Source organism: Nostoc sp. 'Peltigera membranacea cyanobiont' 213, from assembly GCF_002245975.1.
Classification (GTDB): domain Bacteria; phylum Cyanobacteriota; class Cyanobacteriia; order Cyanobacteriales; family Nostocaceae; genus Nostoc.
This window is the reverse complement of the sequence record NZ_NOLI01000045.1, coordinates 13,503-39,569: the sequence shown is the minus strand read 5'-3', so window position 1 is coordinate 39,569 and position 26,067 is coordinate 13,503. Positions and strand designations below refer to the sequence as shown.

Sequence of the window (26,067 nt, the reverse complement as noted above, 5' to 3'; positions counted from 1 at the left end):
TTAGCGAAAATCAGTTCGTAGTAAGGACTTTAGTCCTGATTTGAGAACTAAAGTTCTCACTACAAACCTTTAATTATTTACCCTGTTCTACTTATGTCTTCGTTACTGATGACATTGTTGTAAAAACATATATAGTAGTGCCTATACGCAAGGCAACTTGCCATTAGTAATTGCAACACTATGTTAATTAATGAATTAAGAGATATTAATTTTATTATATTCCCTGACTGGTCTAATTTAGAAACTGCGATGCCTTCTCTACGAGAGGCTACGCGAACGGCGAGCTTTCCTGCGGAACGCTGCGCGAACGCTAACGCAGAAGACTTAATAAATATTCTCAAAACTCTTTTCACACATCCAGCTAGACAAGATATAACACTATTAATTGACACTCAAAGTTTATCGGATGAACTACAAGATAATGCTAACTCATTACTTTTTGAGACTGTTCTGAAACTTAGTTTGGAAGAAGTTATCTGTGAAGACCTCAATGTAGGGCTTACAGGTCAGTTAACCACACAAGAATGGTCTGTGATTAAATCATTAATTAACTTTCGCATCCCAATTCAAAACGAAGATTGCTATATTATCCAACAAGCAGAAATTGCAAAAATTCCGATATGTGATTTGTCAGAAATTTGCCAGCAAATTGTTTATGAAGCTGCTCAGTTAGAATCTTGGCAAAGATGGGGTGACTATTTCGCAGACAGTGAATCGCCAGAAAAAGCTATCCCATATTACAGCAAGTATTTATCCAGTTGTCCACACCAGACTGACTATTATCTAAAGCTAAGTAATGTTTTCTATAAAATTGGTCAGATGCAAGGAGCTATCGAAACATTACACAACGGTATTAGCTATTGCCCTCAAGCAGAAGAACTCTATTTCTGGCTGATTATTCGCCTAAAGCAAAGCCATAAGTATGTGGAAGCTCGTAACTTCGCTCAACAGGTTACAGATAAGTTTCCTGAAAACTATATATTTAAGATATTGAGCCATCTTATGCTGCCAGAAATTTATCAAACTCCTGACGAGATTGATACTTATCGAGCATGGTTTCAGGATGGGCTAGAAAAACTCATTCAAGAAATAACAATTAATAGCCCTGATGAAGAGAAAAAAGCTTTAACAGGAATCAGGAATCATACAAACTTTTTTCTTGCATATCAGGCAAAGAATGATGTGCTACTACAGCAGCAATATGGACAGCTAGTTCACCAAATTATGGCGGCAAATTATCCGCAATGGATTCAGGCGCGTCAGATTTCTTCTATTAGCAACAATCAGCGAATTAAAATTGGCTATCTTTCCTATTTTTTGTGTGGCTGGAGCGGAACGGCTTTATTTTTAAACTGGCTAAAATATGCAGATAATCAAAATTTTGAAATTTATTCATATCATATAGGGCATCAAGTTGATGCTGCTACTAAATTATTTAATTCCTATAGTACAAAGTTCTATCATTTGCCGAATAATTTAGAACAAGTTTGTCAACAAGTTATTGATGACAACCTGGATGTGTTAATTTTTCCAGAATTAGGAATGGATGCTACAACATTATGTATTGCAGGACTTCGTTTAGCACCGATTCAATGTATGGCTTGGGGACAACCTGTAACTTCTGGATTGCCCACCATTGACTATTTCTTATCTAGCGAACTCATGGAACCCGTAAATGGGCAAGATCACTACACCGAAAGCCTTGTCCGTTTGCCTGGTGTGGGGATTTCCTATCCTGCGATCGAAGTTGACTCAATCCGTCGCAACCGATTATTTTTTGGATTACAAGAAGATGCTATTGTCTACATCTCTAGTCAAGCTGGCTATAAATATCTACCACAACACGATTACATTTATGCAGAAATTGCCCGTCAAGTTCCTAATGCTCAGTTTATGTTCCTTCGCTCTGGGATTTCTCAAGAACGTCTGAAACGGGTATTTGCGGCTGTAGGTTTAGATAGTCTAGACTATTGTGTATTCTCGCCTGTTTTACCCCGTGAGGATTACTTTGACTTGCTTTCGTTGACAGACATTTATTTAGATACCTTTGATTGGGCGGGTGGGAATACAACACTGGATGCGATCGCCTGTCATTTACCGATTGTCACTTGTCCTGGTGAGTTTATGCGAGGGCGGCACTCTTATGGTTTCTTGCAAGCTATGGGGGTAACTGAGACAATTGCTGATGATGCCTCGCAATATATCAAGATTGCAGTGCGATTAGCGGTAGATATTGATTGGCGTTCCTCAGTTCGTGAAGCTCTAAAACTGTCAATCAACGTTCTGTTTGACAATCCCACTGCTACCCAAAACTTAGAAGCATTCATCAAGCAGGCGATCGCTTTATCTTAAGTTCAAGCGATCGCTCCTATCCAATACTATAAATACTTCTGCAACAATAAGCCTAACTTTTCCTTTGTAGTTACTGGTGCTTTATCCAACTGAGTTAAAATCGCATATTGCAATGCTGAATGCGCCTCACTCGACGGCGGATTTTCACTCAATCGCCGCACAGTTTCTTGAATTACCTTTTGAGCGTTGGCAGCATTCCGCAGCAAATTACCAATTACCAATTCCACCGTTACACTATCATGATCTGGATGCCAACAATCATAATCTGTCACCAGCGCTAAGGTTGCATAAGCAATTTCCGCTTCCCTCGCCAGCTTCGCCTCTGGTAAATTCGTCATCCCAATGATTGTTGCACCCCAACTGCGGTAAAGATTTGATTCCGCCTTGGTAGAAAAAGCTGGCCCTTCCATGCACACATAAGTACCACCGCGATGGAGAGTAACTTCTGGTAAATTGAGAGATGCGATCGCATCTGCCAATACTACAGCTAAGTTCTTACAAATTGGATCGCCAAAGGCAATGTGAGCCACAATTCCCTCACCAAAAAACGTCGAAATCCGATTTTTTGTTCTGTCAATAAACTGATCTGGCACTACCATATCCAGTGGTTTCGCCTCTTCCTTCAAGGAACCCACAGCACTAGCTGAAATTAAATACTGCACTCCCAATTGCTTCATCGCATAGATATTAGCGCGAAAGGGTAATTCAGAGGGTAACAGCGTGTGATTGCGGCCATGACGCGCTAAAAAAGCTACTCGTGTACTATCCAATGTCCCCAGAATCAAAGCGTCTGATGGCGAACCAAAAGGGGTTTGGATATGTATCTCTTCTACGTCTTTGAGTGCGTCCATTTTATACAGACCACTGCCACCAATAATCCCAATACTAGCTTGAGCCATGATTCTGAACCTGTTTTTTACCGATCTGCTAAGTCATTTTACCGAAAAGAGGAGTAGCAGAGAAGCCAGGTTCTAACTTGGGCATTGGTATTAAGTTAATCGCCATCATAATGTTTAATCAATACTTAATGTATATAAATGTTAAGTAAATGCACTCCTGAGCAAGGAAAGAAAGTTAGGGTTATACTTTTGGGAAAAGGCTTATTTTAATCCCTGTTTTTAACGTTTTCATAAATCAATGACTCTCAATTTTCGTTTTGCGGTAGTCAGTGACTTACACCTGGCACTTCCCCACACAATCTGGGATCATCCTAGTCGGTTTCATCTGGTAGAAGTTAGTATCTCGGCGTTTAAAAGTGTACTCGAACATTTAACACAACTCGATTTAGATTTCTTATTGTTGCCAGGAGATTTAACTCAGCACGGCGAACCAGAAAACCACGCCTGGTTACAACAATGTCTAGCCCAGCTACCTTTTCCCGTCTACGTTGTTCCTGGGAATCATGACGTTCCCGTGCTGTTGGCCGATCGCCAATCAATCGCTTTTGCGGATTTTCCCTACTATTACACCAAGTTTGGCTATGAAGATCCGCAGCAGATGTACTACATTCGTCAATTGCTACCTGGAGTTAAGCTGATTGGACTGAATTCTAACTCTTTTAATGAGCAGGGCGAGCAGGTGGGGTGTTTGGATACCAAACAGCTAGGGTGGTTAGAAGAAGTGCTGGCGGCATCTGTTGATGAATTAGTTTTGGTGATGGTGCATCATAATGTGGTGGAGCATTTGCCCGATCAATCAAACCACCCACTGGCCAATCGCTATATGTTGGCGAATTCCACAGAATTGTTGCAGTTACTAAGGCGCTACGGAGTCAAGCTAGTATTTACCGGGCATTTGCACGTTCAGGATATTGCTTACTCAGATGGAGTATATGATATTACCACTGGGTCGTTAGTTAGCTATCCTCACCCTTATCGAGTGCTAGAGTTTCATCGGGATAACCAAGGTAAAGAATCATTGCAAATTGTATCTCATCGGGTAGAGTCAGTGCCTGAGTTTCCCGATTTGCAAGAGTCATCACGGCAATGGGTGGGCGATCGCTCTTTCCCCTTCCTAATCAAGCTACTAACTCACTCTCCATTAAACTTACCACTATCACAGGCAAAAGAATTAGCTCCTGGTTTGCGAGACTTCTGGTCAACAATTGCTGATGGGGATGCGGTATTAGACTATCCGCAGTTTCCATTAGAAGTGCGTCGCTACATTGAGACTTATAATGCATCGGCACAGCCTAATTCAGGTATGGCTACTGGTGGAACTCTGAGGCTAATTGATAACAACAGCACACTTTTGCTGCATTAGGAGTGATGGGTGTCTGTGTGAAGGTAAATTTTTTGCCTGGGCTAAAAGCTTAGTGGTCTATTCTCCACTATTTATTTTTAGATAGCGATCGCTCCTGCCATAATTCTCCGATAAAAAGTCACCTTGGCAGGGCTAAAGATCGCTCTTAAATCCAAAGGATATCTTTTGGCTAAGACTCCTATGTGCCTTTTGATGGATTGCATTTTGGAGCTTAAAAATCCATACTAATATAACTAGGGGATGCCTACTCTTCAAGTCTATGTTATTTAGTTATAGGCAGTGTATGCAGATGCCAAATGTTGATAAAATTAACTCTAAATTTACTGATGAATTAGCGGTTTTACGGCAGCGTGTAGCTGAGTTAGAGCGATCGGAAATATTTTATCAGCAAAGGCAAGCATCACTTGAGGAACAATTAACAAAAACAAGAACTCAACTAGCAATAGCTGTACAAAATCCCCAAAATCAAGTATTCGATGATGACATTGAATGCGATCTCGAACAGGAAAAATCCACAGGCTTGAATGTGCCAGAAAACATGGCGGGGACTTTACAGCAACTCCAACAAGAAATTGCAGAGCGGCAGCAACTGGAAATAATTTTTAAAGAGAGTGAAGAACGGCTAAGGTTAGCTTTAGAAGTTTCTCAGATGGGCTTGTGGGATTGGAATATTATTACCAATCAAGTCATCTGGTCGGAAAATTATGAGATGCTTTTTGGTTTAATTCCAAGTAGCTTTGATGGCCCTTATGAGACGTTTCAAAAGTGCGTTTATCCTGAAGATAAGCAATCTGTAATGCAAGGGATCGGCCACGCATTGGCACAAAAAACTGACTACAATGATGAATTTCGGATAGTTCGGTCAGACCAAAGCGTACATTGGATTTCTGCTAAGGGAAAATTTATCTATAACGATCGCGGGCAAGCGGTGCGGATGATCGGTATTTGCATGGAAACTACTGTGTGCAAGCAGGCAGAAGAAAGTACTCGTGAACTAACGACACAAGTTCAAGAACAAGCAAATATTTTAAATGCCATCCTCACCGCCTCTGTCGATCATATTTACATCTTTAATCGCAGAGGTTGCTATGAATATGTCAGTCGTGATGCAGCTATTATATTAGGTTTTCAACCCCAGGATATTATTGGAAAAACTTTGCAAGAACTGGATTTACCTACAGACCTAGTAGAACAGGTAGATAATCAACGACAAGCTGTGATGAGAACTGGGCAGCCAATCAAGGATGAGTGTAAATATGTAACTACTGATGGGGTGCATTATTATGAATACATTCTTACCGCATTGCGGAATTTCGACCAAAGTATTGAAGGCGTAATTATTGTTTCTCGTGATATTACCGAACACAAACGCGCAGAAAAATTGTTACGCGAAAGTGAAGCGCGATTTCGGCGTTTGTTTGAGTCTAACCTAATCGGGGTCGCTTTTTGGAATGTGGATGGCTTTGTGATCGATGCCAATGATGCTTTTCTTCAGCTAGCTGGCTACACTCGTGACGAGTTGGCTACTTTAGGTAGAATTAATTGGCAAGAACTTACCCCTATTGAGTATCAGCATTTAGACGATCGCGCCCTCTTGGAGGTGCAAACTACTGGAGTTTCCAAAATTTACGAGAAAGAGTTCATCCACCGCAACGGTAAGCGAGTACCAATTGTTTTGGGGATAGCCTTGCTGAATGATTCCCAAGAGAACGGTGTTGCTTTTGTCCTAGATATTACCGATCGCAAATTGGCCCAAAAAGAATGCGATCGCCTCCTCGACTGCGAAAGAACAGCACGCCAACAAGCAGAGATTGCCAACACAATTAAAGATGAATTTTTAGCGGTTCTCTCCCATGAACTGCGAACTCCGCTAAACTCCGTTCTGGGATGGTCGAAAATGTTGCGGACTCGCAAGTTTGACGAACACACCACTAATCGCGCCTTGGAAACCATTGAACGCAACGCCAAGTTACAAACCCAGCTAATTGAAGATTTGTTGGATGTGTCTCGCATCCTCCAAGGGAAATTAAACTTGAATATATGTCCAGTGAGCTTGGTAATGGTAGTTGAAGCAGCACTAGAAACGGTACGATTAGCAGCAGAAGCCAATTCAATTCAACTTAAGACCATCTTCGATCCCAGTTTAGGGCAAGTTATGGGCGATCCCAATCGCCTCCAGCAAGTCCTGTGGAACCTGCTTTCCAATGCAGTAAAATTTACACCACCAGGAGGACGGGTAGAAATTCGACTCATGGAAGTTGGTAATCAGATTCAAATTCAAGTTAGCGATACAGGTAAGGGAATTAACCCAGACTTTTTGCCTTATGTCTTTGATTACTTTCGCCAAGCTGATGGCACAACTACACGCACATTTGGCGGACTAGGTTTAGGATTAGCGATCGTGCGGAAGGTGGTAGAAATGCATGGAGGAAAAGTTCAAGCCGAAAGTCTTGGAGAAGGATTAGGTGCAACCTTCAGTGTTGAATTACCGCTTTTGGTGAGAAGCGAACAGGTTCGGCGGCAAGAGAATGAGTATTTAGATTGTGAACCGGAATCTTCACTCCTTTCAAACACTCAAGTTTTAGTGGTGGATGATGAACCAGATATCCGCGACTTAGTGAGCTTCATTTTGCAAGATTATGGTGTAGAAGTAACCGCCGTATCGTCAGCACAGGAGGCATTACAAGCACTGTCTGAGTCGATACCAGACGTTTTAATTAGTGATATTGGAATGCCCAAGACAGACGGTTATATGCTGATGCGGGAAGTGCGATCGCGATCGCCCCAACAAGGTGGACGCGTACCTGCGATCGCTCTCACAGCTTATGCAGGGGAAATGAATCAGCAGCAAGCACTAGCAGCCGGATTTCAAATGCATATCTCCAAACCAGTAGATCCAGATGTATTGGTGAAAGCGATCGTCAATTTGATTGAACCAAAACGATCTAGGTAGACATCCGAGGAACTTTCCATAATCTCAGTATTGTGCCACCTCTACTGCTTTCCTGCTAGACTCTTGATAGTCCTATGCTTTCAGGAATTATGTCATCTGTTGAGCAAATCATGAAAGAAGCCTTAGCTTTGCCCAGTGCTTTAAGAGCATTGTTGGCAGAAAAACTGGTTGAAAGTCTTGAATTTGATGTAGATGAAACACAACAAAAACTGTGGATAGAGGAAGCCAAGAAGCGTAGAGATGAAGTCCGAAACGGTACAGTTATACCCATTCCTGGAGAGGAAGCCTTAGCTAGGGTGAGACAACTTTTGGATTAATGAAGTACGTTTTTCACCCAACAGCATTAAGTGAATACGGCGAAGCGGTCAATTTTTACGCAGAGCGTCGAGTTGAATTAGCACAAGCATTTATTAATGCGATTGAGGATACAATTTTCCGAATCATTCAATCACCAAATCGCTGGGCTATTGTTGAGGAAAACATTCGTCGATGTTTAACACGCAACTTTCCCTATGGAATTTTATACACCATTGAGGAAGATTACATTTTGATTTTGGCGGTGATGCACTGTAGCCGCGAACCAGGATATTGGAAAGAGCGTGTTCAAGAAAAGCCATCGGGTGAAGAAACTGAACTTTAGGATGAGTAAATTAACCCAAACTAAACCAAGTTTGACAGTACGATAAATATAGACAGGATATAGTTTGTAATTCTATCTACCGTTTTCATGAAAATGACTGAGCAAGATGATTCTCAGCAATTGAGTGAACCGACCGACAAAACGATTACTAAGTCAGTCGATAATTCCTGGACAAACCGTCTTGGTGGTGTCTGGAACAAAGCAACAACACGTCTAACCCAACTGCTACCCGTAGAACAAGTGGCACAGACAGTTGTTGAATGGTTTAGTGTGAGCGAAACTCAGGTTGCAGAGATTTTAGAGAAAATCCGAGCCGAATTGCCAACCACAGAAGCGCTGCTGATTGGTAAACCTCAAGCTGGAAAAAGTTCCATTGTGCGGGGATTGACAGGAGTTTCTACTGAGATTATTGGTCAAGGATTTCGTCCCCACACACAACACACCCAGCGCTATGCCTATCCTTCCAATGACCTGCCATTACTAGTTTTTACTGATACGGTGGGGCTAGGCGATGTTAAACAAGATACTGAATTAATCATTCAGGAGTTAGTTGGCGATTTACAAAAGGAAACTCGTTCCGCCAGAATCCTCCTTTTGACTGTAAAAATCAATGATTTTGCAACTGAAACACTCCGACAAATTGCTAAACAGTTGCGCCAGAAGTATCCAAATATTCCCTGTCTGCTAGTAGTTACCTGTTTGCATGAGGTTTATCCTACCGATACCGTCGATCATCCTGCCTATCCGCCAGATTATGAAGAAGTTAACCGCGCCTTCGCCGCAATGCAACAAGCCTTCGCAGGAATAACTGACCGCTCGGTACTTATTGACTTTACCTTAGAAGAAGATGGCTACAATCCGGTATTTTATGGCTTAGAAGCACTGCGAGATTCTTTAGCAGAACTACTCCCACAAGCAGAAGCCGAGGCAATTTATCAATTATTAGATCGAGAAGAAGCTGGGAAGCAACTTGGCAACCTTTACCGAGATGCTGCACGCCGTTATATTTTGCCCTTTGCGATTATGTCTGCTACCCTGGCGGCTGTACCTTTGCCATTTGCTACAATGCCAGTACTCACTGCCTTACAAGTATCAATGGTGGGTCTGTTGGGTAAATTATATGGACAGACAATTACACCATCACAGGCGGGAGGTGTTGTGAGTGCGATCGCAGGTGGTTTTGTAGCACAAGCCATTGCACGGGAGTTAATTAAATTTATACCAGGTTTTGGAAGTGCGATCGCAGCCTCTTGGGCCGCCGCCTACACCTGGGCGCTAGGTGAAGCAGCCTGTGTTTACTTTGGTGATTTAATGGGAGGTAAGAAACCCGATCCCCAAAGGATTCAGTTAGTAATGCAAGAAGCGTTTCAGGCGGCGCAAGAACGGTTTAAGGGAATCAAACATTAGGAGTAGTTGTTGGGGTTTTCAACAAGTAGACCTTCGCTTCCGGCGGCTGCATTCTACACCTTCTCCTTTGCTGCTGGCACAATACCAAACTTATTTAAACCTGCATCAATTTCTCTAAGTAGTTTAAAATCCTCCTCTGGTAAGGGATAGCTGCTACTGCTGAACAAATCTCCACTAACAGCAGGCTGCTTTTCCAAAAAAGAGAAAGCTTGGCGAAACTGATGCGGTTCGGCTTTAATTGGTGAATCAAAGTGACAGGGAATAATCCACTGGAAATTCCAACTTGCAACTTTCTCAGCCCATTCAATGGTTTCTTGGGATGCGCGGTTGAGAATTAACGTCTGCAAAATTGGGGCGACAAACAACCGCCCATTACCTCGCAGAGCATCAAACGATCGCACCCAATTGGGATGCCATGTAAAGGGGTACAATCCAAAATAAGCTTTCCTTGAGCGTTCTGGGGCTTTCAAGCCATCTTGCAATACCTGACTCCATTGGGGTATATATAGTGCGCTTGGTTGAAAGTACAAAGCAAACAAACAGATGCGTTGCCAACCTTTACGGCGATTTATCTCAATGTCTGCAACAATATCAGAAGCCCGATCCCTGGCATGGAATAATAGGGGATATGGATCTAATAAAACGATCGCAGGTGGATCTTCTGGGATCGAAAGTATTGAATCTGTTACTAAAAGAGTATGCGATCGCTTGTGGAAAAAAGCAACCTCTGCAAATCGACCAGGGCCAAGCTCGATGGGGCCTAGGATTGCATAATCAAACTCATCAGCAAAGGGTGTTTTGCTACTATCTTCAGGGAGTACCTGAGTCCGTTTTGGGGGTAAACCAAGCCAGCTAAGGGGCAGATTTAGCGGAAAACTCCATTGATGAGGAGCTACAAATACCTGTGCAGTCGGAAAGTATCTGGCGAAGGGGCCGACAAAGACTTTGTGTTCTATACCGGAGATAGTCGGCAGGATAATATACTTAACATTACCATGTTCCACGACCAACTCATTCACAAGTCGGATGCACTCTGGAGTTGGTGCAACAGGCGCATAGATAAGAAGACCACCGGTTTCGAGTTTAACCACAGTCATGCGAATCGGCACAACTACGTAGAAAATGCCCTGAATCTGGTCAAAATTCCAGATTGTGTCCTTAACCATTTCTTTGCGGATTGTCTGCCGCCTACCATAAGGGTACAGTGGCAAAACAGGCCATAATCTCCATGAAAAATCTTTTGGATGTATCTGTTGTGCATTGACTATGCATTCATCATCAGCCACTCTGCAACCCCCTCTCACTTCCCAACACTGAAATTATTTTTATTTGCTATCCCTGAAGTTGGAGTTTAGCAAATTGTTGAGATAATCATATCAATTCCTAACTCATAATTTGTAATTCGTAATATCTCCGGCATAGTTCTTTCACAATAAAAAATCATGAATAAATATAGAATTTTAAAACCAGATCAAAGTTACACTTTTAGTCAATAGTTTTTGTTACCTAATCCCACAATAGATGTAGTAGCTGAGTTTGAGTACAGCTACGATCGCACAGAGCTAAAATTACCAAGATATTTTGCTGAGGTTAGCTATTTAGAATTTTTACAAAATTACTTGCAGCGCAATATAAAGCTTTTTAACCCGACGGCTGAAATATCAATCAGATAATTTATGATTGCTCCTATCCTAGCTGAAATCTGCGATCAAACAAAAGCTCAACTATATAGTGAGTATCCAATTAATGTGGATGAAAAGCTCAAAGGTACTTTAAATTATTACTTACATAAATCTAACTCTTTATTAGTGATTGAAGCAAAACAATCAGATATCAGAAGAGGGTTTACACAACTAGCGGTAGAATTAATAGCTCTGGCTCAGTCTCTAGATGAACAATCATCAATTTTATTTGGCGCAGTGACTAATGGAGATGACTGGAAATTTGGTACACTCAATAGACAACAAAAGCTAATTACAGAAGATATTAAACTTTATCGTGTTCCTGAAGGTTTAGAAGATTTGGTACGAGTACTAGTAGGCATCCTTTCATCTGAGGCTTGATGCAAGTTGAAAAACTTTCACGATCCAGAGTATGGTGATTTACTGCTTAACAATGTAGAGTAAGGGAAAAGTTACATTACGAAAGGATAATTTTGCCTATGTCATTGCAAATCAAAATTAACTACCCAGAGACACTTCCAGATGCCTTACAACAGACACGGGAACAATTTGAACAAGAAGCTAAATGGGCGATGGCAGTAAAACTGTTTGAAATGAAACGTCTATCTTCTGGTATGGCAGCTGCACTAGTAGATACAGATCGAGTTTCTTTTTTGCTTAATTTGCATCATTATGGAGTGGCTATGATTGATTTAACAGAAGATGAACTTCTTGCCGATCTAGAGAATGCCTAACACTGAGATAATTGTAATTAATACTGCTCCAATAATTAGTCTAGTAGCGGCTCTTGGTGATTTAGACGTATTGCAGCTATACACTCAAGTACTAGTTCCTTTTGAAGTTTGTCAGGAATTACTTGTTGGGGGTGTAAGTGGGTTTGCAGTCGCAGAATTTCAGGCAGCAACCTGGCTACAAAAGTGGCAAACTCCACTCAATATTTCACCTTTTTTGCTCAACTCGTTGGATTTAGGGGAAGCATCTGTAATTCAATTAGCTTTAAATAAAAGCATTCAAACTGTATGTATTGATGAGACTGTTGGTAGGCGGATTGCTAGATTGAGTGGTCTTAATCTCACAGGTTCTATTGGCATTTTATTGCGTGCTAAACAAGAAGGATATCCTGTGTTAATGCGCCAAGCTATTGAGCGTATGATAAACAGAGGAATTCGACTGAGTGAAACAGTCATCGCTGTTGCGCTCCGGCAAGCAGAGGAGACGGACTAATTCTTTCAACCTTTCGGTGATTAAAAACAAAACAGCGATGACTCACCATCTTTTAAAAGCATCAAAAGAAACCGTGCATCTGGGTGGTTTCTCCCATCTACTAGAACCAGCGCTCACTATTGATTCTGGCGATACGGTTGATGTGGAAACTTATACTGGTTACTACGTTTATGACAAAGCACCACCTGAATTTGTCACACCAGAATTTCTCGATATTTGCCAAAATCTTCTCCCAGAACGCAAGATTGCTGGGGGGCCGCATTTACTCACAGGGCCGATTTATGTGCGCGATGCCGAACCAGGGGATGTTTTAGAAGTACAATTAGATGCGATCGCACCTAGTTTACCCGTCGGCTTTAATGCCATTCGTACAGGTTGGGGAGCTTTACCACAGCAGTTTCCTCAACCTGCGTTGAGATTCATTCCTCTAGATTTAGCAAATAATATCGCGGAATTTCCGGCGGGTGCTGGCATCAAAATTCCCCTCAAACCGTTTTTTGGGATTCTTGGTGTCGCTACTCCAGAAACCTCCCGAACTTCTATCCCACCAGGTTCTTACGGCGGTAATATGGACAACCGGGAATTACTTGCTGGTTCTCGTTTATTTTTGCCGATTTTTGTAAAAGGTGCATTATTTTCTATTGGTGATGGGCATTCTGCACAAGGAGATGGCGAGGTAAATGTCACCGCCATTGAAACTTCTATGAATGGTAGAATTACCCTCAAACTTCGCAAGGATTTACAACTGACAACACCAATTGCCGAAACTCCAACTCATATTATTACAATGGGTTTTGCTCAAACCTTGGATGAAGCTTTAGAACTGGCTTTAAAAAACACGATCGATTTTCTGGAAAGCTTTGCAAATTTGTCGCCAGAAGATGCTTATGTATTGTGTAGTTTAGCTGTGAATTTTCACATCACTCAAGTTGTGAACAGTCCTAACAAAGGTGTTCATGGAATGCTACCTAAGTCAATATTTTCTCAGAAAATTAATTTATAGTTTCCAATCTAGCGACCATTTTTATGTCTAATATCTCGATCCAACTATTGTTAATCGGTTTAGTTTCTGGCATTGCTGGCGGGATGTTTGGTATTGGCGGTGGCGCAATTATGATTCCGGCAATGGTGTTAGTAATTGGTTTAGATCAGAAATTAGCTACAGGGACTTCTGTGGCTGCTCAAATTTTGCCAATTGGGATTTTAGCAGCCTTAGTTTACCATCGCAATGGTAATCTTAATATCAAATATGCGCTGATTATTGCAGTTGGTTTAATCGTGGGTAACTTCTTCGGGGCATTGTTTGCAAATCAGCCGTTTATTAGCAGCGAGTTGATGAGAAAGCTGTATGGTATCTTTGTGTTAATGATAGGTATTCGTTATCTACTATAGGATTACTATTTGATTTTTGAACGAAATTAGGTATTGTAGAGTGTGTTAGAACGGAGTTCGTAACGCACTATTATCAAGGGTTTGATGCCGTACTCTCCGCGATAATATCCTACGGATATTTTCTCCAAATCAAACCGGATTCCTATATAAAATTGAACAATTTAATTAAGCTTCAGCAATATTTTTGTTAAGCCATTACCCAACTGCTCAATAGATTCTTGCTGTTTCGGATCTTTTAAAGTGCCATCATGATTGAAGGCTTCGTAAGCTTTGGGTAATGCGATTTGATCGGGTAGTACCAAAACTTTGATGTTTCCCAAAATAGAACGCAGGTGAACCAACCCGCGCAAACCACCAAGAGCGCCTGGGGAAGCACTCATAATAGTAGCAACTTTACCTGCAAAAGCAGCCAATGGCGCTTCATTTGCGGCTGGACGGGATGCCCAGTCAATGGCGTTCTTCAAAACTGCTGTGAGTGAACTGTTATATTCCGGCGAAGCAATCAGCAATCCTTGATGAGAAATCAGCAAATCCTTTAAAGTGCGGGCGTTGGCAGGTAATCCTTCTTGAGCTTCCAAATCTTCATCAAACAGAGGTAGGGGCAAATCACGGAGGTCTAGATAAGTCACTTCTGCGCCTGCTACCTGAGCGCCAGCCGCCGCGATTTTTACCAGTTTTTTGTTGTAAGAATCAATCCGGGTGCTGCCAGCAAAGGCGAGGATTTTAGGTGTAGATGCCATAGTTCTATGTTGAATGGGAACGATTTGAGAGTTCAGCTGTATTATCCTGTTTTCACGCGATCGCTATTTGCTACCTTTACATTTTCTTTATAAACATCGCACCTACGGAATGTGGGTTAAAACCATAAAACTTCAATTTGACTTTTGAAAATATACTGAGACTAAAGAGCCAGTTTTATCTGAAATCAGATAGAATTCTTATATAGGACTAGTATTTGATTTCTGAAAAGATACGTAGGGTGTGTTAGCGACAGCGTAACGCACGATCGTCAAGGGTTTGGTGCGTTACGAACTGCGTTCTAACACACCCTACAATACCTAGTTTTGTTCAAAAATCAAATATGATTCTTATACTAACTGTAAGTACTTATTTAGATTCTGCTTATCTAAAGGTTCAGTTACAATATTATTTACCCCAATCATCTGACTTAATACTAAAAGACCAGCCTGGTGAATTTTATCCCCTCCTGTTGACGCTGAATAATATTCTAAAATATAAGGTTTGATATTGTTCTCAAAAAAATCAACAGCAGTTTTTAAAACACAGGAATCAGTATCTAACCCACAAATAAATACTTTTTGGATATCATTTTTATTTAGAAAATTAAGTGTCTCTTCGTTACAAGCGGTATATATAGTTTTATCAAAAATTACTTGAGCGAATGGTTCAATTTCATCCACAATTTTTTGTTCGACTGGTGACATTAAATCGTGCCAATTTAGATGTTTGACATAAGGACTGTTGGGTGTATTTATAAATTTTGTGAAGATGACGTGTTCAAAGAGATTTTGCTCTAATAAGGATTTAACCCTTTGTGGAATATGGCTTGTATTTTGAGTGATAAATCCATTTTGAATATCAATGATAAATAGGCAGAAGTTCATATAGTAACTACTATGCTTGATTGATTTGGACTGAAAACAGCGATCGCAAACATTACCGACTATTTTTCTTATTATCCAGATGTACAAACACTGAAGTAAATTTAGATGCTATTTGCTACCTTTAGATTTTCTCTAAAATTATGGCAAATTGGTCAGACTCTTATCTCGGCAAGTTACGACAAGTTGTAGGCGATCGCTTACTTCTATTATTTGGCGCACGTGTGATTATCGAAGATAACTTGGGGCGCGTTTTGTTGCAAAAGCGAAGTGATTTTAAACTTTGGGGACTACCTGGTGGCTGTCCAGAAGTCGGTGAATCTGCTGAAGAATGTTCAGCACGGGAGGTTTTTGAAGAAACTGGTTTAACAGTTAAGCGTTTTGTAGCCGTGGGGTTTTCTTCCAACCCAGCCTTTGAAACTGTAACTTATCCTAATGGCGATCGCGTCCAAAACTACATTTTAATTTTACGAGCCGTTGAATGGGAGGGCAGTCTCGCTTGCTTAGATAGAGAATCGCTGGCGCTGGAATTCTTTGATTTGACAGACTTACCTACGTTAATGCCAAACGATCGCCCCGTTTTGGAAAAGTTTCAAGAATACAAAAAAAGCGGCGAATTTCAATTATTCTAAAGCATTTTTTCTAAGAACTGCTTGGCGCGATCGCACTTAGGATTTTGGAAAAACTCGTTAGGGGTAGCATCTTCTGCTAAACTTCCCTGGTCGAGGAACATAATCCGATTGGCAACTTCTTTTGCAAAGCCCATTTCATGGGTAACGATCGCCATTGTCATCCCAGATAGCGCTAAATCTTTCATCACTTCCAGCACATCCTTAACCATTTCGGGATCTAGTGCAGAGGTGGGTTCATCAAACAAAATCATCTCAGGTTCCATTGCTAATGCCCGCGCGATCGCTACTCGCTGTTTCTGTCCCCCCGATAGTTTGGACGGATAGACAGACACTTTTTCTTCTAAACCTACCGATTCAAGCAATTCTAAGCCATGTTGTTCTGCTTTTTGCTTGTTTATCCCTTTCACCTTTATCGGTGCGTAGGTGACATTTTGCAGCACATTCATGTGGGGAAACAAATTAAAATGTTGAAATACCATTACCAAATGCTGACGCACCTTCGCAATGTTTGCCTTGGGATTGGTAATTTCTTGCTCGTTAAAGTAGATTCTTCCCTTGGTGGGTTGTTCTAGCAAATTTATGCATCGCAGAAAGGTAGACTTCCCTGAACCAGAAGGGCCTAATATAGCAACCACTTCGCCTTGATAAAACTCAGTAGAAATATCTTTGAGTACGTCGAGTTTTCCAAAGGATTTACATAAGAATTCTGTGCGAACTACTACATTATTCACTTTGTCGTAACCTCCTTTCTAAAGCCGATGCACTCAAAGTCATACCCATTACTAAAACATAGTAGATTAATCCGGCAAATAGCAGTGGTTCAAAATAAATATACTTATTTGCACCAACGATTTGAGCGCTGCGTAATATTTCCACCACACCAATGGTTGACACCAGCGCGGAATCTTTAAGCAATCCGATAGTTTCATTTACCAATGCTGGCAGAATATTCTTCAATGCTTGGGGCAAAATTATATCCCACATCATCAACCAATAGGGAACACCCATAGACATCGCCGCTTCACTTTGCCCTTTATCCACCGCTTGAATCCCACCCCTGATAGTTTCCGACATATAAGCGCCAGAATTCAAAGTAAAAGTTAATACCCCAGCTTGCAATGCTGAAATGTCATAGCCTGTAAGTTGGGGTGTTGCATAGTAAACCAATGCCAATTGTAATAGCAAAGGTGTGCCTCGAAAAACAGAGGTGTAGGCGTTAGCAACCCAGGTAAGCGGCTTGATGCCGAGAATTTTTAATAGAGATAGGATTGTTCCCCAGATTAACCCCAAGGATACAGATAATAGCGTGAACAACAAAGTTAAAGGAATTCCCCGAAGAATAAAGGGAATGTCGGGAAGAATTCTGGTGAAGTCAAGATTCAATCCGCCTTTGGCAGGAGTGGAAGATACAGGATTGGCGGTATTCTGTGAAAACCATTTGGCGACAAATTTATTCAATGTGCCATCATCCTTCATTTGTTGAAGGACTTTGTTAAACGGTTCTACAAAAGAAGAACCTTTAGGAAAAGCGATCGCAGATCCACTTGCTTCCTCTGAGGGAATAACATTAAATTCTAAATCTGGGTTAGCTTGGGCGAATCCCTTAGCGACGGTATCCTCAACGATTGCGGCATTGATTCGTCCAGATTTGATTTCTTGAACTACTTCCGGGACTTTATTGAGTTGCTTTAGCTGAATACCTGCAACTTTTTTAGCAATTTTCTGAGCATTTTGTTCTTGTATCGTTCCTAGTTGTACGCCAAGCTTCTTTCCTGATAAGTCTTGGGGCTGCTTCAGATTGCTACCTTTAGGAGCGACAATGGTATCTTTGGCTTCGTAATAAATAATTGAAAAATCAATATTTTTCTGACGTTCTGGAGTCGGAGTCATCCCAGCCATTACAAAGTCAGCCCGATTTGCTTGCAGTCCAGGAATTAATCCATTAAAATCAGATTCCATTATTTTAAGTTTAAACCCTAGTTTTTTAGCAAGGGTTTTGGCAATATCTATATCAAAGCCAACGATTTGGCGATCGCCTCCTTTCGTATCATAAAACTCATAAGGGGGATAATCTGGCGAAGTAATCATCGTCAGCGTGTCTCTACCTAAAGGTGAAGCTGCCTTTAGAGAATTACTTTGTCCTGTAATAATGCTAATTCCTACTACTGCTACAACCAGTATTGTTAATAGCCATCCTTTCTTTTTCTTCATAGACTTGATAATTATATAAATTTCATAGCTATCAAAAGATTTTAGTGTAGCTATAAGTTTTGTGCAGAAGCTTTTAAGTAGGTGGGCATAAACAAACTTAACTATGTAACGAAATGGAAAATACTTGAAACCTTTGCGATTGCTTCGTTTCACTCGCAATGACATAGTTATGAATTTTCCCGCCAACCTACTTAAATCTGCATTTGCTTTGTTGTTAAGACTCCTTAAAAATAGATAGGTATGGTTCATAAATAAAAGCTCGGTTACGTTTATTTCCAGTAACTTCTTCCACGATTCCTATATTACATAGTTCTCTGACTAGAATGTTAGCGTTAGTGTATGATAATTGGGTAAATTCTTGAGCCATTTCTATATTAAAAACTGGCTTGTAATATAGTTTTTCGAGTAAAGCTATAGCATTCCCTGCCTTCCGATTTCCCATTCGTTCCATTACTGTTTTACGATGTTCTTCTTTTAAATTAACTATTTGACGAGCAACAGTAGATGCTTCTTGGGAAACTTCATATACACCTTTTAAAAAAAACTTAAGCCAGCTTTCCCAGTCACCATTATCCCTGATAGATTGGAGATGATTGTAATATTGTAATCGGTATTTTTTGAAGTAATAAGATATATAGAGCAGAGGACGTTTTAATATATTTTTTTCACATAATAAGAGAGTAATTAGTAAGCGTCCTGTTCTTCCATTGCCGTCTTCAAAAGGGTGAATTGTCTCAAACTGAGCATGAGCTAATCCAATTTTAATTAAAGCTGGCATTGGAGCAGAGTCATGTAAAAACTTCTCAAAATTACTTAAAGCTTCTTGCATATCATGGGGTGGAGGTGGAATATAAGTAGCTTCCTTTAAATTACATCTTCCTTCACCAATCCAATTTTGGCTGCGGCGAAATTCTCCTGAACCCTTTTCAGAACCTCGGCCTTCTCTCAATAATTCTTTATGAATTTCACGGATCAATCGCAATGATAAAGGAAAATTATTTTCTAATCTTTCGAGTCCGTGATTAATTGCTGCAATATAGTTGACAACTTCGGTTACATCTTGCGGGTTGTCTGGTTCAACTGTACGGGATTCAAACTCAAGGACATCTATCAAAGAAGCTTGTGTTCCTTCTATCTGACTTGACAACACTGCCTCTTTACGAACATACATAAACACGAATAAGTCGGGATTAGGTAAAGCGTCTGTTGATCCATCTAAACGACCTAATGCTCTATCTGCTTGTGATAAAAGTTCTAACATTTCATCATCAATACATAATTTGGGTATAGGCGGTAAAGGATTAGGTATAAAAGCTTTGTATCCAGTAAGCTGTTCTATGTATCTACCTGCTCTATCGGTATCAATCATATTATTGATTTCATTCACAAGAGACAATTTTTCATCCATATTATCAAATACTCTTAGTATCAGCAATAAGAGTTTTTTTGTATTTTTACATGATATAATGGCACGTTTAATCTATTTAACTAGACAGCAAATCAAACTTTTATTTTTGTCGCTTCCAGCAGCTTGACGCTGGCATAAATAGCATCAATATAAGGTGTGGGAATTTGAGTGAGTTTTCCCAATTCTGCCACCGCGCCAACGATCGCGTCTATCTCCGTAGCGCGTCCGCCTTCAATATCTTGTAGCATTGAGGTTTTGTGAGCGCCAACATTTTCAGCCCCATTAATTCGCTGTTCTAAAGTGATGCCAAACTTTATACCCAAATTTTCGGCGATCGCTTGAGTTTCAGTCATCATTTGCCGCGCTAGTTCGCGGGTAAGGGGATAGCGGCAAATATCCTCTAAAGTAGCACCAGTTAAGGCACTGATGGGATTAAATGCCACATTCCCCCACAACTTGATCCAAATTTCTGTACGAATTTGATTGCGGATTGGTGCTTTGAATCCTGCCTGTTTGAGAGTTTGTGCCAATAATTGGATGCGATCGCTTTTACTCCCATCAATTTCACCGAGAGTAAAGCGATCGCCTTCAATATGTTTGATCACACCTGGTTCAATTATTTCAGTTGCCGGGTAAACCACACAACCAATGGCGCGTTCAGCACCGATACTAGCTTCAATAATTCCATCTGGATCGACAGATTGAATCCGCGTACCTTCATACTCACCGCCATGCTGACGAAAGTACCACCAAGGAACGCCATTTTGGGCTGTCACCACCATTGTGTGAGGATTGTAGAGTGCAGGAAGAGAGGGTGCGATCGCAGGTACACTGTGAGCCTTAACAGTTAAAATTACTACATCTTGTGTCCCCGCTTCCTCAATATCACTAGTTGCTAAAGTCGGAGTAGCAATTTGGCTAGAACCGTCTGCCATGAGCAACTTCAGCCCATTTTTTTGAATTGCTTCCAAATGAGAACCACGCGCAATCAGCGTCACGGCTTCACCTGCAAGTGCCAGTTTTGCCCCTAAATATCCACCAATCGCACCCGCGCCAACAATACAGATTTTCATTTTGTCAAAAAAATATGAGTCGTAGAAGACGGTATCTAGTTGCTTTGACAGCAACAGTTAAGGTGGTTAAGACATCAAAAGATCGTGAAACTTAGACACAAAAAGACTTTTCACCCAGTCCCCAGTCCCAAGTCCCCAGTCCCCAGTCCCTTGCCATACCTCAAACAGCTACACTTTGCATCGCTTTAAGTAAATCTTGATGAACAGATTTTGAGGCAGCTACGATCAATCCAGGCAGACTATAGTTTTTACAAGTATGCAGTGGCGGTAAAGTCGAACCATCCAGAGTAGTGACAATCCAGCCAGCCTCTTTTGCAATAAAAGCCAGTGCAGCACTATCAATAAATTTACCCGATTTGATGACTGCTCCACTCAAGTCACCACTGAGAATACCATTGAGATTGGGAATTTGAATATCGCTAGAGTAATCAGTTGCTATATCGATTACTTGATATCGATCTTTTAGTGAAGGTGCGATCGCATTCATCCCCCATCCCAACAAAATAGCAGGTTTGGCGGATGTTATATGTAAAGGGGTACAGGCTTCTAAGTTCATATCGAGCGTCCCTTTAAAAGCACCTTCACCTCGAAGGGCATAAAAATAAATGTTTTGGGCAGGGGAAATGGCAATTACTGCTTCAAATTCATCATAATTTAGAATACTGAGAATAATTTGGTAATTAGAATGTCCATCCATGTAAAACTTCGTCCCATCAATCGGGTCAAGTGTTACTAAGTAATCACCTTCTGAACCGAGTTCGGTAGCGCGAAAATACTTGGTATTATTAGAGCTTTCATATTCTTCACCATAAAAGCGAATCTCTGGGAAAGTGCCTAGTAATACTACTTCTACCAAATTTTGAATAGCCACATCTGCATCAGTCAGTGCAGCACTAAAAAAGTTGTTTGCTTGTTCTTTGGCGGGAAGTGCAGCAATTTTTGGTTGCAGAAAATTGGCATAAGCTGCTGCTACTTTCAGATGGGGGAGTAAAGTCTCTAAAATTAATCGGGTAGTTGGTGTTGTGGACATTGCAGCAAACTCCTTTCAGAAATAATCTATCATTAGTAGGGCGATAGAATTCTATATCTAGACAAAATTACGGTATCATTTCGATGCAATGATACCACCGAACTGCTTCTCCTGACTCCTGAATTCTTTCTTGTTAATGTTCTACGAGGCGTTTAGCACGTTTATGTTCATACATGAGCTTGTCAGCCTCTTCTATCAATTGTTCTAGCGAAACGTTTTCATTCAAGGTGCATTGTGTCACGCCAATACTTATAGATAGTTGATACAAATAGTTACGATCTTGATTATAGCGATCGATACTTGCTTGCAATCGAGGATAAAATTCATCTGTATTCTTAGAGCAGATAGGAACAAATATTACAAATTCATCTCCTCCTAGACGGGCAACAATATCAGAATCACGGAAAGTTTGCTTTAGTATTTGGGCTGTGTCAACGATCATTCTGTCTCCTATTTCATGCCCTAGAGAGTCATTAATCTGCTTTAAACCATCTAAATCAACAAACAAAAGACAACACAACATTTGTGTCCTCTGGGCAATTTTAAATTGCTGATTTGCCAGCCAAAAGAAACCCCGTCGATTATATAATCCTGTCAAATCATCAGTGAGAGATAGCTGTCTTATGTCTGCTTCAGCCTTTAGACGTTCTTGAATTTCATGCTCTAGGCGTTGATTTTGTTCGAGAAGTTGTTGGTATTGCTGTTTGATGAGTAGCTGGTTTTTGACTCGCATTAGCACTTCAAGTTCTTGAAACGGCTTGGTAATATAGTCTTGTCCACCCAGTTCAAATGCCTGAACTTTATCATTGATTTGGTCAAGGGCACTAATAAAAATAATCGGAATTTGATCTGTTGTTTTTGATGCTTTCAACTGTTGACAAACTTCATAGCCGTTCATTTCGGGCATATTGATGTCAAGCAAAATCAAATCTGGCGGATATCGATAAGCAGCTTGTAATGCCATTCTCCCATTGAGAGATTTACGGATAATATAGCCCTGCGACTCTAGTATTTTAGTTAACAATCGGAGATTATCGGGGGTATCGTCTACGATGAGAATATTTGTTTCAGAAGCAGATTTAAGTAAATTAGCCACAGTCGTTTTCGTGAATTTGGGTTAGAGTTGCGATCGCTTCTAGCTGGAAGTTATCGACCAGATATTTCAGGGCATTGGCGAGAACTTGCTCCTGGTTGGGGATTTGAGCGATGAGATTGTAGAGTTCGGCATCGTTGAGATCGAGTGCTGCTTGATGCACCTGAATAATCCACTCTGGCGGCATTACCTGAAAATCTTTGGCACTTAGGGATTTCCGATCTAACTCCGATAAAGCTTCTTCGCGGTAGCGGTAACGGACTCCTAAGTAGTGTGCCATTTTATCAAATAGAACAGTTTCTAGAAATGGTTTGGTGATATGGTCATTGCAGCCTGACTGAATGCTAGTGGTGTAATCTTCCTCAAAGGCATAGGCTGTCAGCGCAATAATCACTACATCTTTACCTGCTTGTGTGTCTCGAATTTGCTGGGTAGTTTCATAGCCATCAATTCCCGGCATTTGAATGTCCATCAAAATCAGGTGTGGTTGCCATTCTGACCACAGAGCGATCGCTTCGCTGCCGTTTTTGGCTGCACATACCTCGAACCCAACTGATTCCAATAGCCTGACGAGTAACTGGCGATTTTCTCTAAAGTCTTCCACTACCAGAATGCGATAATTTGGCTGTCCCGCTTCCAAACCGATAACAGCGCGAGGCGTTTGGGAGGCAATGATATCCACTGAGTTTACCAGACTCAGTAAAACCTCACAAATGAAAGTTGACTCTTGACTCAAGGTGCTTTGCACTGTAATATCACCACCCATTAACCGGGCAAATTGACGGCTAATCGATAAGCCTAAGCCTGTACCTTTAGCATGGCGACCTTCTTCTGTTTGCATGAAGGCTTCAAACACATTCTCTAGATCGGACTGAGCGATGCCACATCCAGTATCTTCAACTTCCAAATGAAGGGTGATAATTGCTTTGGAATTAGAGGAACTGCGTTGTTTTGAATTAAGTGAATTGACGAAAGCTTGTAATCGCAGGGTGACACTACCTGTTGTCGTAAATTTGATCGCATTGGTTAATAGGTTGAGCAGAATTTGGCGTAGTTTTGATTCGTCACCATACACATAGCGAGGAACGTTGGGATGCTGCTCTGCAATCAGATCGATTCTTTTCTCTAAAGCTTTGAGGGCAACCATATCGATGATGGAGTGAATTAGCTGATGCAAATCAAAACAGTTTTCTGTTAGCTGTAACTGACCCGCTTCAATTTTAGACATTTCCAACACATCATTGATCAGGGTTAGTAAGTGTTCTCCACTGCGGCTGACGATCCCTAAATGTTCTTGAAATTCAGATGGAATTGCGTCGCTACGATTCATCAACTGAGTAAATCCCAAAATGGCATTCAGGGGAGTTCTGAGTTCGTGGCTCATTTTAGCGAGGAATTGACTTTTGGCGCGGTTAGCGATCGCAGCTTGTTCTGCGGCTTGTTCTAAAGCTGTCTGGGAAAACTCCAGTACTACCAACATCAGCGTATTTCGCATCTCACTGGCGGCTTCTAGTTCGGCAACTTTCCAAGGCAAGGAAGTTTCTCGCACGGTTTCTTTCCACACTTCAAAGGACTTGCGGGGACACAAATGCATCTCGCCAATTTCGTTGATGGTGACTGCATCCTGGGGGTTGCCCGCCCAATTCACCGTCTGGATTTGCTCCGATCGAAACCAGAGAATGTGGTAAGACTTTTGCTTGACATGGTTGAATAAGATGGAAATTGCTAAGATGCCGCTAGCTCGATCTTTAAATGCTTTTGCTTGTAGATATAAACGTGAGAGGGAATCGGTAGCAAACACTCGTTCTTCGTTGTGTTGCACCAACCATGTCACAAGCTGCTGCACCTGGGTATCCGATGGCGTTTGACCAACTAATATCAGATGACCATCAAGCAAAATCGCGGCTCCTTGAGCATGAACTAGATCCAGTAATTGAGAAGAGTTTCGGCTAAAAACTTGCTCAAGCAAATTGGCATCCTGCAATAACTTCTGTTGCAGTTCATCCTGAATTGTTTTCACCTGCGTTCGGTAAATCTGCAATTCTCGTTCTTGCTGATGCACCAGTTCGATTGAGGCAAACTGTCCTAAAAACTCACAGGCTTTGCGAGTTTCATAATCCACTAGCTTCGGGCTGTAATGGTGACAGGCAATTAATCCCCAGAGGTGTTTGTCGTCGAGCAACGAAATCGTCATCGACCCAGCAACCCCCATATTCTGTAAGTATTCAACGTGACAGGGTGACACTCCCCGTAACAGAGAATTACTTAGATCGAGGGGTGCATCTGTCAGAGGATGGTTGGTGGGAATCAGCGACACAGGAGTGTAATTGACATCGGGAATGAATCGCATTCGATTGCGGTAAAACAATTTGTGGGCTGGTGCAGAAACATCTATTGCCAAATAGTGCAGTCCCAGATAGGTTTCTAAATGCGTCTGTTTCTCTTGGGCAATCACCACACCACTATCGTCTGCCTCAAAGCGGTAGATCATCACCCGATCGAACCTAGTCATCGCTTTCACCTCTTTGGCAAGGATTTGGGCTAGATTCGTCACGTTAGTAGCATTACGAAGATTAGCGATCGCAGCTTGCAGGCGGCGATAGAACTGGATTGAGTGGGTGCTTTTGATGGATCGCTGAGGTTCTAGTTCCAAGATCAACCCATCTACCATCCGGTGCATTACACCTCTGAATGTCTGATTTTTTCGTTGCCAATCGGTCTGGGCAACCTTCCGCCGTGTTTTTAGCTTAAACGGATTGCCAAGTTCTAGATTATCTTCAGTCAGGTAGCCAGCAAGTCGCTGCACTTGAGCGCGGGAAAACAACCGTCGTAAGGGTTTACCCAGTAATGCTTCTGCCGAAATCCCAAAAAACTGTTCCGCATTTTCACTAATCTGTAAAATTGTCAGCTGTGGCTCTTGCAGCATCACCAATATTCCATGCGGCTGAATATGACCGGGAGCATACACCGATTCATCACTGCACACTTCTAAAGCCGTTAGTCCCAAAGGGGTGAGTGAGGCTGTCATTTGTCCTTTGTCCTTTGTCATTGGTCATTGATCATTGGTCATTAGTAAGAGCTTTAAG

The 26,067-nt window shown here is 41.4% G+C and carries 24 protein-coding genes; 12 read left to right on the top strand and 12 right to left on the bottom strand.

Translation table 11 applies throughout. The features are described from left to right. Window positions 1-180 precede the first annotated feature (180 nt). Window positions 181-2,352 (top strand): O-linked N-acetylglucosamine transferase, SPINDLY family protein, encoded by a 2,172-nt coding sequence (locus tag CDG77_RS14745; protein ID WP_094330107.1) that lies wholly within the window; start codon window positions 181-183, stop codon window positions 2,350-2,352. A 26-nt stretch (window positions 2,353-2,378) separates the two neighbouring features. Here CDG77_RS14745 and CDG77_RS14740 read toward each other — a convergent pair whose 3' ends face one another. Beyond that, window positions 2,379-3,251 carry an S-methyl-5'-thioadenosine phosphorylase gene (locus CDG77_RS14740; RefSeq protein WP_094330106.1) on the bottom strand — a complete coding sequence of 291 codons (873 nt, stop codon included), beginning with the start codon at window positions 3,249-3,251 and terminating at the stop codon, window positions 2,379-2,381. 238 nt (window positions 3,252-3,489) lie between these two features. Here CDG77_RS14740 and CDG77_RS14735 point away from each other — a divergent pair, with 238 nt between their 5' ends. Next, window positions 3,490-4,614, top strand: a complete 1,125-nt coding sequence (locus CDG77_RS14735; RefSeq protein ID WP_094330105.1) for a metallophosphoesterase family protein — start codon at window positions 3,490-3,492, stop codon at window positions 4,612-4,614. 77 nt (window positions 4,615-4,691) lie between these two features. Here the strand turns inward: CDG77_RS14735 and CDG77_RS38530 are convergent, their stop codons facing one another. Then, the gene (locus CDG77_RS38530) at window positions 4,692-4,817 is read right to left on the bottom strand and encodes a hypothetical protein (protein ID WP_258169623.1); all 126 of its coding nucleotides are present in this window, start codon (window positions 4,815-4,817) and stop codon (window positions 4,692-4,694) included. A gap of 86 nt (window positions 4,818-4,903) precedes the next feature. Here CDG77_RS38530 and CDG77_RS14730 point away from each other — a divergent pair, with 86 nt between their 5' ends. The 4 genes from CDG77_RS14730 to CDG77_RS14715 all read left to right on the top strand — a co-directional run bounded on the left by CDG77_RS14730 (window position 4,904) and on the right by CDG77_RS14715 (window position 9,614). Further along, window positions 4,904-7,567: a hybrid sensor histidine kinase/response regulator gene (locus tag CDG77_RS14730; protein WP_094330104.1), complete on the top strand. Its 2,664-nt coding sequence runs from the start codon at window positions 4,904-4,906 to the stop codon at window positions 7,565-7,567. A gap of 89 nt (window positions 7,568-7,656) precedes the next feature. Continuing rightward, window positions 7,657-7,884 (top strand): addiction module protein, encoded by a 228-nt coding sequence (locus CDG77_RS14725; protein ID WP_094330103.1) that lies wholly within the window; start codon window positions 7,657-7,659, stop codon window positions 7,882-7,884. Further along, window positions 7,884-8,207 (top strand): type II toxin-antitoxin system RelE/ParE family toxin, encoded by a 324-nt coding sequence (locus tag CDG77_RS14720; protein WP_094330102.1) that lies wholly within the window; start codon window positions 7,884-7,886, stop codon window positions 8,205-8,207. The genes CDG77_RS14725 and CDG77_RS14720 overlap by 1 nt, the downstream gene beginning before the upstream one ends. A gap of 93 nt (window positions 8,208-8,300) precedes the next feature. Further along, a complete protein-coding gene (locus CDG77_RS14715; protein WP_094330119.1) occupies window positions 8,301-9,614 on the top strand; it encodes a YcjF family protein in 1,314 nt (437 codons plus the stop codon). Between the two features lie 53 nt (window positions 9,615-9,667). On the opposite strand, the gene CDG77_RS14710 is transcribed toward CDG77_RS14715, so the two are convergent. Then, a complete protein-coding gene (locus CDG77_RS14710; protein ID WP_094330101.1) occupies window positions 9,668-10,900 on the bottom strand; it encodes a DUF4336 domain-containing protein in 1,233 nt (410 codons plus the stop codon). Window positions 10,901-11,290: 390 nt separating this feature from the next. Here CDG77_RS14710 and CDG77_RS37605 point away from each other — a divergent pair, with 390 nt between their 5' ends. From CDG77_RS37605 to CDG77_RS14685, 5 genes are all read left to right on the top strand, one after another. Further along, entirely contained in the window at window positions 11,291-11,677 is a 387-nt protein-coding gene (locus CDG77_RS37605; protein WP_223269815.1) for a hypothetical protein, read from the top strand. A gap of 98 nt (window positions 11,678-11,775) precedes the next feature. Continuing rightward, on the top strand, window positions 11,776-12,030 hold the full coding sequence (locus CDG77_RS14700; RefSeq protein WP_094330100.1) for a UPF0175 family protein: 255 nt from the start codon (window positions 11,776-11,778) through the stop codon (window positions 12,028-12,030). Further along, entirely contained in the window at window positions 12,023-12,520 is a 498-nt protein-coding gene (locus CDG77_RS14695; protein WP_094330099.1) for a DUF3368 domain-containing protein, read from the top strand. The genes CDG77_RS14700 and CDG77_RS14695 overlap by 8 nt, the downstream gene beginning before the upstream one ends. A gap of 37 nt (window positions 12,521-12,557) precedes the next feature. Next, entirely contained in the window at window positions 12,558-13,523 is a 966-nt protein-coding gene (locus CDG77_RS14690) for an acetamidase/formamidase family protein (RefSeq protein WP_094330118.1), read from the top strand. Window positions 13,524-13,546: 23 nt separating this feature from the next. Continuing rightward, on the top strand, window positions 13,547-13,912 hold the full coding sequence (locus CDG77_RS14685; protein ID WP_094330098.1) for a TSUP family transporter: 366 nt from the start codon (window positions 13,547-13,549) through the stop codon (window positions 13,910-13,912). 161 nt (window positions 13,913-14,073) lie between these two features. On the opposite strand, the gene CDG77_RS14680 is transcribed toward CDG77_RS14685, so the two are convergent. Together CDG77_RS14680 and CDG77_RS14675 are read right to left on the bottom strand one after the other, a co-directional pair. Then, window positions 14,074-14,652, bottom strand: a complete 579-nt coding sequence (locus CDG77_RS14680; protein WP_094330097.1) for an NADPH-dependent FMN reductase — start codon at window positions 14,650-14,652, stop codon at window positions 14,074-14,076. A 348-nt stretch (window positions 14,653-15,000) separates the two neighbouring features. Next, window positions 15,001-15,537 (bottom strand): isochorismatase family cysteine hydrolase, encoded by a 537-nt coding sequence (locus CDG77_RS14675; protein ID WP_094330096.1) that lies wholly within the window; start codon window positions 15,535-15,537, stop codon window positions 15,001-15,003. A gap of 140 nt (window positions 15,538-15,677) precedes the next feature. On the opposite strand from CDG77_RS14675, the gene CDG77_RS14670 reads away from it, so the two are divergent. Continuing rightward, window positions 15,678-16,166, top strand: coding sequence for an NUDIX hydrolase (locus CDG77_RS14670; RefSeq protein ID WP_094330095.1), 489 nt, complete (start codon window positions 15,678-15,680; stop codon window positions 16,164-16,166). Here CDG77_RS14670 and CDG77_RS14665 read toward each other — a convergent pair. From CDG77_RS14665 to CDG77_RS14635, 7 genes are all read right to left on the bottom strand, one after another. Next, window positions 16,163-16,897: an amino acid ABC transporter ATP-binding protein gene (locus tag CDG77_RS14665; RefSeq protein ID WP_094330094.1), complete on the bottom strand. Its 735-nt coding sequence runs from the start codon at window positions 16,895-16,897 to the stop codon at window positions 16,163-16,165. The genes CDG77_RS14670 and CDG77_RS14665 overlap by 4 nt on opposite strands. Next, complete coding sequence (locus tag CDG77_RS14660) at window positions 16,890-18,377, bottom strand: ABC transporter permease subunit (RefSeq protein WP_094330117.1); 1,488 nt, start codon at window positions 18,375-18,377, stop codon at window positions 16,890-16,892. The genes CDG77_RS14665 and CDG77_RS14660 overlap by 8 nt, the downstream gene beginning before the upstream one ends. 214 nt (window positions 18,378-18,591) lie before the next feature. After that, entirely contained in the window at window positions 18,592-19,785 is a 1,194-nt protein-coding gene (locus CDG77_RS14655) for a Fic family protein (RefSeq protein ID WP_223269814.1), read from the bottom strand. 92 nt (window positions 19,786-19,877) lie between these two features. Continuing rightward, window positions 19,878-20,858: a 2-dehydropantoate 2-reductase gene (locus CDG77_RS14650; RefSeq protein ID WP_094330093.1), complete on the bottom strand. Its 981-nt coding sequence runs from the start codon at window positions 20,856-20,858 to the stop codon at window positions 19,878-19,880. 160 nt (window positions 20,859-21,018) lie between these two features. Then, complete coding sequence (locus CDG77_RS14645; RefSeq protein WP_094330092.1) at window positions 21,019-21,888, bottom strand: inositol monophosphatase family protein; 870 nt, start codon at window positions 21,886-21,888, stop codon at window positions 21,019-21,021. Between the two features lie 133 nt (window positions 21,889-22,021). Continuing rightward, entirely contained in the window at window positions 22,022-22,984 is a 963-nt protein-coding gene (locus CDG77_RS14640; protein ID WP_094330091.1) for a GGDEF domain-containing response regulator, read from the bottom strand. Further along, on the bottom strand, window positions 22,977-26,030 hold the full coding sequence (locus tag CDG77_RS14635) for a response regulator (protein WP_094330090.1): 3,054 nt from the start codon (window positions 26,028-26,030) through the stop codon (window positions 22,977-22,979). Before CDG77_RS14635 ends, CDG77_RS14640 begins: the two co-directional genes overlap by 8 nt. Window positions 26,031-26,067: the final 37 nt, after the last annotated feature.

Excerpts from the sequence above, each read along its gene's own strand:
- CDG77_RS14745 (WP_094330107.1), top strand. The coding sequence starts at position 181 with ATGTTAATTAATGAATTAAGAGATATTAATTTTATTATATTCCCTGAC.
- CDG77_RS14740 (WP_094330106.1), bottom strand. The coding sequence starts at position 3,251 with ATGGCTCAAGCTAGTATTGGGATTATTGGTGGCAGTGGTCTGTATAAA.
- CDG77_RS14735 (WP_094330105.1), top strand. The coding sequence starts at position 3,490 with ATGACTCTCAATTTTCGTTTTGCGGTAGTCAGTGACTTACACCTGGCA.
- CDG77_RS38530 (WP_258169623.1), bottom strand. The coding sequence starts at position 4,817 with ATGCAATCCATCAAAAGGCACATAGGAGTCTTAGCCAAAAGATATCCT.
- CDG77_RS14730 (WP_094330104.1), top strand. The coding sequence starts at position 4,904 with ATGCCAAATGTTGATAAAATTAACTCTAAATTTACTGATGAATTAGCG.
- CDG77_RS14725 (WP_094330103.1), top strand. The coding sequence starts at position 7,657 with ATGTCATCTGTTGAGCAAATCATGAAAGAAGCCTTAGCTTTGCCCAGT.
- CDG77_RS14720 (WP_094330102.1), top strand. The coding sequence starts at position 7,884 with ATGAAGTACGTTTTTCACCCAACAGCATTAAGTGAATACGGCGAAGCG.
- CDG77_RS14715 (WP_094330119.1), top strand. The coding sequence starts at position 8,301 with ATGACTGAGCAAGATGATTCTCAGCAATTGAGTGAACCGACCGACAAA.
- CDG77_RS37605 (WP_223269815.1), top strand. The coding sequence starts at position 11,291 with ATGATTGCTCCTATCCTAGCTGAAATCTGCGATCAAACAAAAGCTCAA.
- CDG77_RS14700 (WP_094330100.1), top strand. The coding sequence starts at position 11,776 with ATGTCATTGCAAATCAAAATTAACTACCCAGAGACACTTCCAGATGCC.
- CDG77_RS14695 (WP_094330099.1), top strand. The coding sequence starts at position 12,023 with ATGCCTAACACTGAGATAATTGTAATTAATACTGCTCCAATAATTAGT.
- CDG77_RS14690 (WP_094330118.1), top strand. The coding sequence starts at position 12,558 with ATGACTCACCATCTTTTAAAAGCATCAAAAGAAACCGTGCATCTGGGT.
- CDG77_RS14685 (WP_094330098.1), top strand. The coding sequence starts at position 13,547 with ATGTCTAATATCTCGATCCAACTATTGTTAATCGGTTTAGTTTCTGGC.
- CDG77_RS14680 (WP_094330097.1), bottom strand. The coding sequence starts at position 14,652 with ATGGCATCTACACCTAAAATCCTCGCCTTTGCTGGCAGCACCCGGATT.
- CDG77_RS14675 (WP_094330096.1), bottom strand. The coding sequence starts at position 15,537 with ATGAACTTCTGCCTATTTATCATTGATATTCAAAATGGATTTATCACT.
- CDG77_RS14670 (WP_094330095.1), top strand. The coding sequence starts at position 15,678 with ATGGCAAATTGGTCAGACTCTTATCTCGGCAAGTTACGACAAGTTGTA.
- CDG77_RS14660 (WP_094330117.1), bottom strand. The coding sequence starts at position 18,377 with ATGAAGAAAAAGAAAGGATGGCTATTAACAATACTGGTTGTAGCAGTA.
- CDG77_RS14655 (WP_223269814.1), bottom strand. The coding sequence starts at position 19,785 with ATGGATGAAAAATTGTCTCTTGTGAATGAAATCAATAATATGATTGAT.
- CDG77_RS14650 (WP_094330093.1), bottom strand. The coding sequence starts at position 20,858 with ATGAAAATCTGTATTGTTGGCGCGGGTGCGATTGGTGGATATTTAGGG.
- CDG77_RS14645 (WP_094330092.1), bottom strand. The coding sequence starts at position 21,888 with ATGTCCACAACACCAACTACCCGATTAATTTTAGAGACTTTACTCCCC.
- CDG77_RS14635 (WP_094330090.1), bottom strand. The coding sequence starts at position 26,030 with ATGACAAAGGACAAAGGACAAATGACAGCCTCACTCACCCCTTTGGGA.